This window comes from Psychrobacter sp. CAL346-MNA-CIBAN-0220 (genome assembly GCF_040309805.1).
GTDB lineage: Bacteria > Pseudomonadota > Gammaproteobacteria > Pseudomonadales > Moraxellaceae > Psychrobacter.
On record NZ_JBEOPF010000005.1, the window covers coordinates 14794 to 27541 of the forward strand.

Genomic DNA, 12748 nt, shown 5'->3' on the forward strand with positions numbered 1-12748 from the left:
ATATTTATTGACACTCTCAGCTTTGGGACACTTTCAAAAATACTTGATATCAGTAAAAAATACTATTATATATAATATATTTTAATAAATCGTTTTTATCTATGTTGCTATGCGATATTATGATGATCGTGATCTAGGTTTACAGCAACTTTTACCAGTACTTGCTCAAATCACGTATAATTTCTAGTCCCTATCAGCCCATCATTTTTTACAATTCTATTTTTATTACCGCGCTTATCTATAGAGACCGATCATGAGTGACCTTGAAGATACTAATGCTAAGCAAGAGCCCCATTCTAATAAGTCTAAGCAGACACCTGAGTCTGAGTTGCTGCCATATCATCAGCCTGTCTCAAAGCTGGTCAATAGACCCTCGTCAAAACTACCAGTATGGCTATTACCGGTATTGGCAGCGGTACTTATTACCGGTGTCTTGCTAGGCAGGTATTGGGGTGGTAATGAGGTCGCAACTGATGAGCAGGTCGTCTCCTCAGGAATACCAACTCTGGCGGCAACAGGTACTGACAACACTGAGCAGGCGGTATTAGCGGTTGAAACGGTAATGCCAAAGCAAGACAGTATCGGCAATACCCTTATAGCAGACGGTACCATCAGTGCGAAAGATATTGCCAATGTCAGTGCTAAAGTTAATGGGGTTGCTATTGAGCGTATATTGGTTGAAGAAGGTCAACGGGTCAAGGTTGGTCAAGTCTTGGCACTCTTCGATACCGACGCCATGCAACAACAAGTTCTGCAAGCACAAGCGGATGTGGCCGAAGCTGAGGCCACCCTTGCAAATGCTAAAGCTGATGCAGCGCGCGTGTTACCGTTAATTGATATTGATGCGATCAGTAAGCAAGAAGCTGACCGCTATCGCACTTCCGCATTACGTGCTGAGGCTGCCTTACAAGCTTCAAAAGCCCGTCTTAGCACTCAACGCTTGACTGTCAATAATGCCAAAGTGGTTGCACCAGTAAGCGGGGTCATCAGCGAAAAATTAGTCGAAGTGGGCATGGTTGCTGATGGTAAGCCGTTATTTACTATTATTAAAGATGGTGTTTTAGAGTGGCGCGCAGATATCGATCCCAAGCTTATCGGCGAGGTACAAGTAGGAACGCCTGTTAAGGTAAGCTTACCAAGTGATCAATCGGTGATGGGGCAAGTTAGCCGAATTGCGCCAACGGCGGATAACAATCGCCAAATCACTATTTATGCCAGTCTAGCAGCAAGCTCAGCGGCGCGAGCGGGGATGTATCAAACAGGTGAATTCCTATTAGGGAGCGAAAGTGCGCAAATGCTGCCCAATAGTGCAATTGTTAGCAATGATGGCTATGATTATGTGATGCTAGTAGTAAACATTAGAACAGAGAATGGTAAAACCATCGGCCGTATTCAGCGTCAGCGTGTGACCCTTGGCAACCGATTTGGTGATAATGTCGCGGTTACAGAGCCTTTACCGGCTGATAGCCTACTGGTCAAGCAAGGGGGGAGCTTCTTAAACGAGGGCGATTTGGTACGCGTTGTTGATACGATTAATAAAGACAGCACTCATAAAAAACCAGCAGCTAATACGGCTACGCAGGCGCGTTCATGAATTTAAATGTGTCTGCCTACTCGATTAAAAATCCACTGGTTGCGATTTTATTATTTGTATTACTAACGATGGGTGGACTGTTTGGCTTTCGGCAAATGAAAGTCCAGCAGTTCCCTGATATTGACTTGCCGGCCGTAGTAGTAACCGTTACTTTGCCTGGTGCTGCCCCCTCGCAGCTTGAAAATGATATTGCCAAAAAGATTGAAAATAAGCTGACCAGTATCACCGGCATCAAACATATTCGCACTACGTTACAAACTGGCGCTGCGACCATCGCGACCGAGTTTGTATTAGATAAGGATATTCAAGAAGCGGTTGATGATGTGCGTTCAGCGGTCGGAGAAGTACGCGGAGACCTGCCCGCTGCTGCTAATGATCCCATTATTACTAAAGTCTCAACCTCAGGTTTTCCCATTGTTACGTATTCGGTAACTGCTGATAATATGAGCGTTGAGGACTTATCATGGTTCGTCGATGATACGATTACTAAGCGCTTATCAGATATTCAAGGGGTCGGAACGATTGGCCGCATCGGTGGACTTGAACGTGAAATTACCATTGCCGCAGACCCTATTGCGCTGAGTGGCTTACAGTTCTCTATCGTCCAGCTATCACAGCAGATTGCTGGGATTCAGCAAGACAGCTCAGGGGGCGAGGCGGAAGTGGGGAAAAATACCCAAACTATTCGCGTATTAGGGGCTGTTGAGCGTGCCCGCGAACTGAATGATCTACAGATTGCTGTACCTACTGGTGGTACGCAGGCGCTTGGACGCATGGCACAGGTGACTGATGGACCGGCTGATCCAAACTCTATCGCCAAACTTGATCAGCAAACGGTCGTAGCTTTTAATATCACTCGTTCGCGCGGTGCTAGTGAAGTTGAAGTGATGAAGCGTGTTGATGATGCATTAGCGCAATTGAGCGCAGACATGAGCAATATTAGCGTTGATAAGGTTTATGATCGGGCAACGCCTATAGCTGAGGATTATCAAGCGTCGCTACGTATGTTAATCGAAGGCGGTATTCTAGCGATCATCGTGGTATTTCTATTTTTACGCAATATTCGTGCAACCATCGTCACCGCTGTTGCTTTGCCTTTATCGATTATTCCTACCTTTTTAGGGATGTACCTGTTTGGTTTTAGCCTTAATATTATCTCACTATTGGCCTTATCATTGGTGATTGGGGTATTAGTCGATGATGCTATTGTCGAGGTTGAAAACATCATGCGCCATCTGCGTATGGGTAAAACGCCCTATCAAGCGGCGATGGAAGCGGCTGATGAGATTGGGCTTGCTGTTGTTGCCACCACTTTTACTCTGATTGCTGTTTTTTTACCAACGGCTTTTATGGGTGGTATCGTTGGACAGTTCTTCCGGCAGTTCGGTTGGACTGCTGCTTTGTCGATCTTTGTGTCTTTAATGGTGGCGCGTTTGATTACCCCTATGATGGCCGCCTATATATTACGTCCCGAAAAGCAGCGGGTTGAAAAACAAAGCGCCTTGATGACGGGTTATCTAAAAATTGTATCGTGGACGCTGCAACATCGCTGGCTGACGATGGGCGTCACTTTAGTATTGTTTGTGGCCTCCTTAGGATTGGTCAAATTATTACCGACCGCCTTTATTCCTGATAATGATATTGACCAGACACGAGTAGCGATTGAGCTAACACCTGATGTTGAGTTAGCAGATACTGAGCGGGTCGCGGCGCTGGCAAGTGCGCGCATCATGGCATTACCAGAAGTCACGCATATCTTTACTGCCGTTGGGCAAGCGCAAGCGTCTATGGGCCCTAATTCCAGCTCCGGAGGTGGTACAGCAAAAAATATCGCCAGTCTCGATATAGTGCTCGCCCCACGAGCAGACCGCGGCTCTAAGCAAGCCATTGAACAACAAATCAATACTATATTGGCAGAAGTACCGAGCGCCCGCTTTACCGTTGGTTTATCGAGCGGTGGTGAGACCGGTTATAACTTCTCTTTGACCAGTACCAGTCCAGAAGTGCTCGAGCAGACGGCACAACAAATTATGGCAGATATTCGCGCCTTACCTAGTGTCGGTGCGGTCACCAGTGATCGTAGTTTACCGCGCCAAGAGCTAACTGTTACTCCTAATAGACTGGCAATGGCAGACAAAGGGGTTACCACTCAAGATATCGCCGCTACTTTACGCATTGCGACCGTTGGCGACTATGAGCAGCGCTTATCTAAGCTCAATCTTGATACCCGGCAGATACCTATTGTGGTGCGTCTGCCCGATATCGCCAAACAGAGTGTCAACCAGTTAGAGGGCCTATATGTTCCTAGTGCGCGCCCAGCAGGTCAAGGGGTGCGAGTAGGCGAAGTAGCAGCGTTAGACTTTGGTACCGGACCTGCACAGATCAGTAGGTTAGATCGGGAGCGTGCCATCAGTATTACCGTACAGCCTGGCGATGCTGAGCTTGGTGATTTGGTACAAGCGGTCAAAAATACGCCGACTATGCAGAATCTACCCGCATCAATTACGATAATTGAGCAAGGTCAGGCCGAAAACATGGCGGAGCTCTTTAGCGGCTTTATTATCGCCATGTCAGTTGGTATTGTTTGTATTCTTGGGGTGCTTATTCTACTGTTTGGGCGTCTATTGCAGCCTTTTACTATTCTCATGGCATTGCCATTATCGATAGGCGGTGCTTTTGTCGGCTTGGTAATTACCAATAGTAGTTTATCGATGCCATCGATGATCGGCTTTATTATGTTAATGGGTATTGCTACTAAGAACTCTATTTTACTGGTCGATTATGCGCTGATTGCGCAGCGTCGCGGACTGGCGCGTTTTGAGGCGATTATTGATTCTTGTCGTAAGCGCGCTCGGCCTATTATTATGACCACCATTGCGATGGGTGCGGGTATGTTACCGCTGGTATTGGGCTGGGGTGAAGCGGACCCTACTTTTCGGCGGCCGATGGCGGCGGCAGTGTTAGGCGGTTTAGTGACTTCTACCTTATTAAGTTTAGTAGTTATTCCAGTGGTCTATACTTTAATGGATGATGTTTCTAACTGGTTTTCTAAATGGCTGATTCCACATGGGAAAGATCGTTCTGCTACTGATAAATTATAGAATTAACAGAGAATAGGTATAAACTGAATACAAGCGGGCTTTACTGTTGTTATCGAAATAACGCTACAAAGGAATGTAATCATGAGTCATCTTTTATTTGATCAAATAGTTGGGCATTACCGTAAGCCGTTGGGAGTGCTATTGCTATTAGCCGGTGTTGTTATTGGTAGCGGCGCTAGCAGTCACGCTGCCACCTATTTGCTTGAGCCCAATAATACCAATGTGCGCTTCGCTATTGATCACTTCAATACCTCTACCAATACCGGTGGCTTTTATAATGTAACTGGACAGCTAGACTATGATCCACGCGCAAAGACGGGCAGCATTTCACTTGTTATACCTATCAACAGTTTAAATACCGGCAATAAAGCATTCGATTTAACCCTGACTGGCGCTGACTTTTTTGATATGGAGCAGTTTCCGTTAGCCTTTTTTGAGTCTACAAAGTGGTATTTTAATAATGATAAAGCGGGTGCAGACGTCGCAAAAGTTGATGGCAATTTAACCATGCATGGTGTAACCAATCCCATTACTTTAACGGCTACTAAGTTTAATTGTTACTTTAGTTTTATAGCCAAAAAGTCAGTCTGCGGCGGCGATTTTACGACCACGATTGATCGAACTAAATGGGATATGGGTAAATATACGTTATTAGGAATAACTGAAAAAGTCACTCTAAATGTTCAGATCGAAGCGGCAAAGCAGTAGCTATTATTGGCTAATAGTCGTTATAAGTGACAATAAAAAGAGCCGAAACTTACTTAATAAGTTTCGGCCCTTTTGGGTTTATGTCAGCGAGTAATAAATTATTCGACTGTCACTGATTTGGCCAGATTACGGGGCTGATCGACATCTGTACCGCGCATGACCGCCACATGATAGGACAATAGCTGTACCGGCACACTATAAACTATCGGTGCTAAGGTCTCGCAGACATCGGGCACATACACCACGTGCATACGGTCTTCGGCAATCATTTTGCTAGATTCACTGGCAAATATAAACAACTCACCATGGCGCGCATGCACCTCTTGCATATTGGCCTTGAGCTTATCAAACATACTGTCTTTGGGTGCTAGTACGACGATAGGCATGTCTTTATCTACTAGTGCTAAAGGACCATGTTTCAGCTCACCTGCAGCATAACCTTCAGCATGGATATAAGAGATTTCTTTGAGCTTAAGCGCGCCTTCTAGAGCAATTGGGAACTGAAGACCACGACCTAAGAACAGGCAGCTTTTTTTGTCTTCGAAGCTTTCACTCATCTCTTTAATAGCAGCATCAAGATTTAAGCTGGCATAAAGCTGACCGGGCAGCTGTTGTAGCTCGCTAAGTAAGGTCATTAAGCGCTCATTATCAATACGAGATTGAGTAGCCCCAATCTTAAGTACCAATAACATGAGAGCCGCCAGCTGAGTGGTAAAGGCTTTGGTTGATGCCACGCCAATCTCAGGGCCGGCAAGAGTGGGTAAAAATATATCTGTCTCGCGGACTAATGATGAGGTCGGCACATTACATAAAGCTAAGCTGACCAGTCCTGCTGGTGAATGCTTTTGAATATCGCGTAATGCCGATAGCGTATCGGCAGTTTCACCGGACTGGGAGATACAAATTACTAATGAGTTATCAACGACCACGGGATTGCGATAGCGGAATTCACTGGCTACCTCAACGGAGCAGGGCAGACGCGTGATGCTCTCAAACCAGTACTTAGCGACCATTCCCGCATGATAGCTAGTACCACAAGCGATGATTTGTATATGGCGAATACCTGCCAGCTGGGTTTCATGACGCTGCAAGAAATCATCACGTAGTTTTGAGGTATTACTGCTATCAATGGCCATCTCAAGGGTACGCGCGACCGCATCTGGCTGCTCGTAGATTTCTTTGAGCATATAATGCTTAAACTCGCCCTTATCAGTATTATGCTGTTTGGCATCTATCTCATGGATTTTTCGGCTAACTTCTACCCCATCAGCATAGACGGTGATGCTATTGCGAGTAAGTTTAGCAATATCGCCTTCTTCTAAATACATAAAGCGGTTAGTAACCGGTAGTAGCGCCAACTGATCTGAGGCAATAAAGTTTTCCCCAATACCCACACCAATGACTAAAGGTGAGCCTAAGCGGACCGTTATTAATTCCTCTGGGCTATCGACATGGACGATACCTAGGGCAAAGGCACCATGTAGAAGTGGAATAACAGCGCGAACCGCTTCTAGTAAATCAGGGGTTGCTTGGTAAAGATCATTGATCAGGTGTGCGACCACTTCGGTATCGGTCTGCGAGGTAAATTCATAACCTTTGGCGATTAAGTCTTCTTTAAGCTCAGCGTAATTTTCGACAATACCGTTATGGACCACGGCGATTTTGCCAGAAACATGTGGATGAGCATTGCGCTGTGCAGGCTCGCCATGAGTTGCCCAGCGAGTATGCGCAATACCAATATGCCCGTCAAAAAACTCTGGGTTAATCGCTACGGCATCGACCAAGGCTTGTACTTTACCCACTTGGCGTTCGCGGTGTAATTCACCATCGCGAATAACAGTCAGACCGGCGGAATCATAACCCCGGTATTCAAGGCGTTTTAGGCCCTCAAGTAAGATATTGGCAATATTACGCTCAGCAACGGCGCCTACAATTCCACACATGGCTATTCCTTAAATTAATTATATTTTGATAAAACAGAGGGATAGAGTAAGGCCTACCCAAAATACGAGTAAGCAGCACCACAAAAATTGTCGTACTGCTTAGTTTCACCTGACTTATTTATTGATAATATTTTAGCTATTTTAATTTTTTTGTCGGACGCTGAAAGTTTGGCTTTTGTACTTGTCGTGCCCGTCCTAGTGCTAACGCATTGGCATCAACGTTTTGGGTAATCACTGAACCAGCAGCGATAATAGCAGTATCACCAATCGTTACTGGCGCCACTAAGCTGCAATTAGAGCCCACAAAGGCATTGTCTTTAATGACAGTTTGCGATTTATTAACACCATCATAATTACAGGTAATAACCCCAGCCCCAATGTTAACATTATTGCCTACAGTTGCATCACCAACATAGCTCAAGTGATTGACCTTACTACCATTACCAATCGTTGATTTCTTGATTTCTACAAAATTACCAACTTTGCTATTATCTGATAATACAGTATCAGGGCGAAGATTTGCAAAAGGTCCGATATCAACGCCAGCGCCAATAGTAGCGTGATCAACGACACAATAAGGTTTTAGATGACAAGCATTGCCTATATTAGAGTTTTTGATAATGCAACCGGCTTCGATATAGACGTTGTCACCTAATGTGCAATCGCCCTCAAACACCACACCGACATCGACAAATACGTCTTGACCGGCAGTTAAGGTGCCACGAATATCCACGCGGGTAGGATCTGCAAACTGTACGCCCGCTATCTGTAAATCTTGTACGATTTTACTCTGCCAGGTGCGCTCTAAGCTGGCAAGTTGCTGACGGTTATTGACACCTTCGATTTCAAACGCATGCTCAGGTTCAATAGCCGTAATAGTAATGCCATCAGCGACGGCCATTTTGACAATATCGGTCAGATAATATTCTTGTTGCGCATTGTCATTAGACAGTTCTGGCAAATATTTATGTAGTAACGCATTATCAACGCAGTAAATACCACTATTAATCTCTTTAATTTGTTGCTCGTTATCACTGGCATCTTTTTGCTCGACGATCGCCTCAATCTTGCCGTTTTCATTACGCTTAATACGGCCAAGGCCAAAGGGATTATTGATAGTAAGCGTCAGCATCGACATCCCATCAGTATTGGCCGTTTGTAGATTTGCCAAGGTATGAGGGCTAACTAGTGGCACATCACCATATAGAATTAAACTTTGACCGTCTTTGGGTAATTGGGCCAGAGCAACTTTTACCGCATGGCCTGTACCTAACTGCTCAGTCTGCGCGACCCAAGTAATCGGTAAATGTGCATACTGATTAGTAATTGCTGTCTGAACTTGCTCACCGCCGAAACCATACACTATAATAGTGTCATCTACAGTCAGATGATGACACGTGTCTAGCACGTGACCGAGTAATGATTTACCCGCTAAGGTCTGTAGTACTTTTGGCTTAGCCGATTGCATGCGCGTGCCTTTGCCGGCAGCAAGGATGATCACAGATAGGGAAGTTGTCATAGTTACTCTATAATAGGTGTAACAAAATATAATGTTGAATTATAACGCAAATGTTTATAAAAATCATATTCGTTGAAGTGAATATTTTTTGTTGCTAGTATTCGTAAGTATCATACTTAAGCTACTGTAGCGACTATTACTCTAGTCTGCCTCATACAAAATGACTATACCGTCAATCTCGTTTGCCTGACTACTGTATAGCTTGCTCGAGGCTTCTTATATTCGCATCATTGTAGATTGATCATATAGTGTTCCTTACCATGCTAAATTATTTACAAGAGCATGCCTAATATCACGACTAGCCAGACGGCAGCGGCCATAATACCAGCGATGATGTCATCAAGCATAATACCAAGTCCACCAGCGACTTTTTTATCCACCCAGCCTATCGGTGGTGGCTTAATAATGTCAAAAAAGCGAAACAGTATAAAGGCGATAATGATGGCGATGATAGATAGCGTTTGCGATATGTCTTGCCAAAAATTTGCTGACGAAACACCCATATAAGAAAAGGGTAGCAAGGTAATCCAAATGCCTGCCCATTCATCCCAAACGATATGCGGATCATCATGACCTTGCATCAGCTCAGAGGTACGACCACATATCCACACCCCAATTACGCAGGACAGGAGGGTAATAATTAAAAACGGCACAAAGCCTAAGCTCATTAGTGGTATGGCGACTATAAGCCCGCCAACCGTACCCCAAGTTCCCGGTGCACGGCGTGGCAGCCCGCTACCAAGACCAATACCCAACCAATAGACAATACGGTCAAGAGCACTGGCATTTACTGGCAGAGGCGGACAGTCATTTGCCTTACTAATATCTGGCTTAGATAAATTATCAGTCATGAGCTAACCTGTAAAATGTTGATAACCAGACAGCGTTGGCCATAAAATAAATGGCGCTGGATGAGACGGTGTCACTGTTTGGCCTTGATAAAACAGTTCAGGGCGCGTTGTTGGAATGGCTATATCGTCTTCGGCATCATCTGTATTGTCTGCTAGCGCAATAACCTCGCCGATACAGCCAATCGGCGTATTACCAATAGGCGGATCGATATTAGCCGGCAAAGTAAATGCCAATTCATAGTCATCACCGCCCGTTAGTTGGCACAGTAAGCGCTCAGCTAGCTCGACAGTTGATAAGGGCGTACTACTTGGTAGCTGCTCAAGATTGAGCCGCATACTGACACTACTTTGCTGACAAATATGACCCAAATCTTGATAGAGGCCATCAGAGATATCAATCATTGCCGTTGCACCAATTTGTGCTAACGCTATACCTAGCTGAACACGTGGGGTCGGCATATGCAAACGATGGGCCAGTTCACGACCAATGCTATTATCAGGATGCTGCAGCGCATAAGCGGCATCACCAAGTGACCCTGAAACATAGACCTTATCACCAATTTGTGCCCCTGAGCGATATACTGCTGGCGTGTTGGCAGCTAGTAATCCTTGCGCACTGATACTGAGTATTAGGATGTCATTACGAGTAGTATCGCCACCGATAAGGGTAACGCCAAATAACTGGCAGGCATGAAATAAGCCTTTGGCAAATTCGGTCAGCCATTCTTTATTAGCAAGGCGCTCGGGTAATGCTAACGCCAGTAAAATACTGTGCGGGGTTGCACCCATAGCGGCAAGGTCTGATACATTAACCGCCACTGCTTTATAACCAATCGCAAATGCTAATTGCTGAACCTGCGCCCAATCAGCGCTAAAGTGCCGACCTTGTACTAAGGTATCAATACAGCTGACTAAACGTGACCCAGCTGGCAACGCCATCACTGCCGCATCATCACCGATACCTTTCTCGATACCTTTTTTGCTACCAGCGGCTAATGAGTTATCCGCTTGCAACTGTAAGAATATTTGCTCAATCAGCTCAAACTCGTTCATGGCTAGTCGTTGCTTTTTGCATCAGAGTTGTCCGTATCTATGTCATTCAACTCCGTGCCGTCTGAAACGATGCTATCTACTTCAGTATCATTTACAACAGTACTTTCTAATTCAGCACTATTTGAAGCGATATTATCAGCTTCGACACTGATTGAATCTGAATCACTTGTTCCAATGCTATCTGTAGCGCTGACATCTGACCCTTCGTTTTCTACAATGCTTTCTTCTAAAACGTCGCCTTCTAAAACAGCTTCACTTTCTACAACGCTGCTTTCTGCTTCTGGTAGAGCTTTAGCATCGTCGGTAATAACAGTGCTGACGGTGTTATCAGTACCTTCATTAACAACAGTTTCATTATTAATAGCAACGTCGTCTGCAATGCTAGAGTTAACCTTGATATCAGAAATTTCAACGGCATCTGCGCTTACAGTAGCAACTGATTCAGCACTGATTTCTTTTTCTACACTGTTTTTGGCAAGCGCTTCTTTTACATTACTGCTTCCAGTGTTAGCTTTGTTAGGACGATTACGTTTGACAGTGGCATTATTGGCACTAATACGGGGTTTTGTTGACGCTGTTGGTTTGCTTTTGCTATCACCATCAGTGTCAGCTGTATTGTCAGTAGTGGCAATTTGCGCCTCAGCAGTTTTTTTAGTGGCGGATTTTTGCGAGGTGCGTAGATTGGCTTTGATATCGGCTTGTACTTCAACGTCACGTAGTTCAACCGCCATTCTATCCAATACCGCATTAATCAATTTATGCGCATCAGTAGCGCCAAAGTGATTATTAAGCTTCATCGCTTCATCAAGCACTACTTTATAAGGAATCTCTAAGCGGTTTTGCAACTCATATGCGCCAATAAGCAAAATAGCATGCTCAACCGTATCCAGCTTATCGATTTCACGGTCAAGATGCTGGATGATAAGCGCATTTAGCGATTCAATCTGCTCTGGAATGTCATGCATCATTTCATGATAATAGCCAATATGTACGGTATGCATGGCGTTAGTAGCGCGTGTACGAGCGGCAATATCATGCGGGGCATTGGCTTTCCAACCGAGCTTACCGTTTAGATCAAAACGGTGGTCAGTAATGAGCCATTCATACAGGCCTTGCATGGCAAAGCGCCGTGCCTTACGGATAGCAGTGTGACTGGTCTTATAAGAAGACTCACTCATATCGAAGTTTTGGTCACCCGCACTACTGCTTGCTGCACCGATAGAGTCAGCCTGTTCAGAGTTACTTTGTGCGGTTTTCGCAGCGCTAATGGCGCGCTTGAGTTGGTCAGTCATAAGGGGTCAATACCTAAGTTTTGAATAAAAATGTTAAATAGTAGTCGACTGGCAACTTTGTCAGTCCGTTTTAGAGCTTAGCACTGTGATAATGAACCACAGCACTCGTTAAATTTTATTAAGACAATACGCTTTAAATAGTATTAAAACTAAGCCTATTTAAACACTGTCACTGCTATCATCAATATCTAATTGCGACAATACCGCAATCATCTCAAGCACTACCATCGCCGCTTCCGAGCCTTTATTACCCGCTTTAGTACCTGCGCGTTCAATCGCTTGCTCAATGCTGTCAGTGGTCAAAACGCCGTTACTGACTGGAATGTTATAGTCGATTGCAACACTGCTTAAGCCTTTTGCGGATTCGCTAGCAACAAAGTCAAAATGCGGGGTGCTGCCACGAATGATAGCGCCTAAAGCAACGATGGCATCAAAGCGATCAGATTCAGCGGCACGCTGGGCAACCAGTGGTAATTCAAAAGCACCAGGCACGCGAATAACTGTAATATTACTGCCCAATACACCATGACGTAATAGGGCATCAATTGCGCCATCAACTAAGGATTCCACCACAAAACCATTAAAACGGGCGACGACGATACCAATACGGGCGTCAGCGTTTTGATGTAAATTACCATCGATATGAGTAACGTCATTGCGCTGCTGTTGTAAATTTGACATGAAATT

The 12748-nt window shown here is 44.9% G+C and carries 9 protein-coding genes; 3 read left to right on the forward strand and 6 right to left on the reverse strand.

Annotation, left to right across the window (positions count from 1 at the left end):
- Window positions 1-253 precede the first annotated feature (253 nt).
- From AAEY88_RS10330 to AAEY88_RS10340, 3 genes are all read left to right on the forward strand, one after another.
- Window positions 254-1594 (forward strand): efflux RND transporter periplasmic adaptor subunit, encoded by a 1341-nt coding sequence (locus AAEY88_RS10330; RefSeq protein ID WP_350562117.1) that lies wholly within the window; start codon window positions 254-256, stop codon window positions 1592-1594.
- On the forward strand, window positions 1591-4695 hold the full coding sequence (locus AAEY88_RS10335) for an efflux RND transporter permease subunit (protein ID WP_350562119.1): 3105 nt from the start codon (window positions 1591-1593) through the stop codon (window positions 4693-4695). Before AAEY88_RS10330 ends, AAEY88_RS10335 begins: the two co-directional genes overlap by 4 nt.
- Before the next feature lie 81 nt (window positions 4696-4776).
- Complete coding sequence (locus AAEY88_RS10340; RefSeq protein WP_350562121.1) at window positions 4777-5403, forward strand: YceI family protein; 627 nt, start codon at window positions 4777-4779, stop codon at window positions 5401-5403.
- 98 nt (window positions 5404-5501) lie between these two features.
- Here the strand turns inward: AAEY88_RS10340 and glmS are convergent, their stop codons facing one another.
- The 6 genes from glmS to ribE all read right to left on the reverse strand — a co-directional run bounded on the left by glmS (window position 5502) and on the right by ribE (window position 12742).
- Window positions 5502-7346 carry a glutamine--fructose-6-phosphate transaminase (isomerizing) gene (gene glmS / locus AAEY88_RS10345; protein ID WP_350562123.1) on the reverse strand — a complete coding sequence of 615 codons (1845 nt, stop codon included), beginning with the start codon at window positions 7344-7346 and terminating at the stop codon, window positions 5502-5504.
- Between the two features lie 136 nt (window positions 7347-7482).
- On the reverse strand, window positions 7483-8865 hold the full coding sequence (gene glmU / locus AAEY88_RS10350) for a bifunctional UDP-N-acetylglucosamine diphosphorylase/glucosamine-1-phosphate N-acetyltransferase GlmU (protein WP_350562125.1): 1383 nt from the start codon (window positions 8863-8865) through the stop codon (window positions 7483-7485).
- A 272-nt stretch (window positions 8866-9137) separates the two neighbouring features.
- A complete protein-coding gene (locus AAEY88_RS10355; protein WP_350562127.1) occupies window positions 9138-9716 on the reverse strand; it encodes a phosphatidylglycerophosphatase A in 579 nt (192 codons plus the stop codon).
- A 3-nt stretch (window positions 9717-9719) separates the two neighbouring features.
- Window positions 9720-10769 carry a thiamine-phosphate kinase gene (thiL, locus tag AAEY88_RS10360; protein WP_350562129.1) on the reverse strand — a complete coding sequence of 350 codons (1050 nt, stop codon included), beginning with the start codon at window positions 10767-10769 and terminating at the stop codon, window positions 9720-9722.
- 2 nt (window positions 10770-10771) lie between these two features.
- On the reverse strand, window positions 10772-12061 hold the full coding sequence (gene nusB, locus AAEY88_RS10365) for a transcription antitermination factor NusB (RefSeq protein ID WP_350562131.1): 1290 nt from the start codon (window positions 12059-12061) through the stop codon (window positions 10772-10774).
- A gap of 159 nt (window positions 12062-12220) precedes the next feature.
- Entirely contained in the window at window positions 12221-12742 is a 522-nt protein-coding gene (gene ribE / locus AAEY88_RS10370) for a 6,7-dimethyl-8-ribityllumazine synthase (protein ID WP_350562133.1), read from the reverse strand.
- Window positions 12743-12748: the final 6 nt, after the last annotated feature.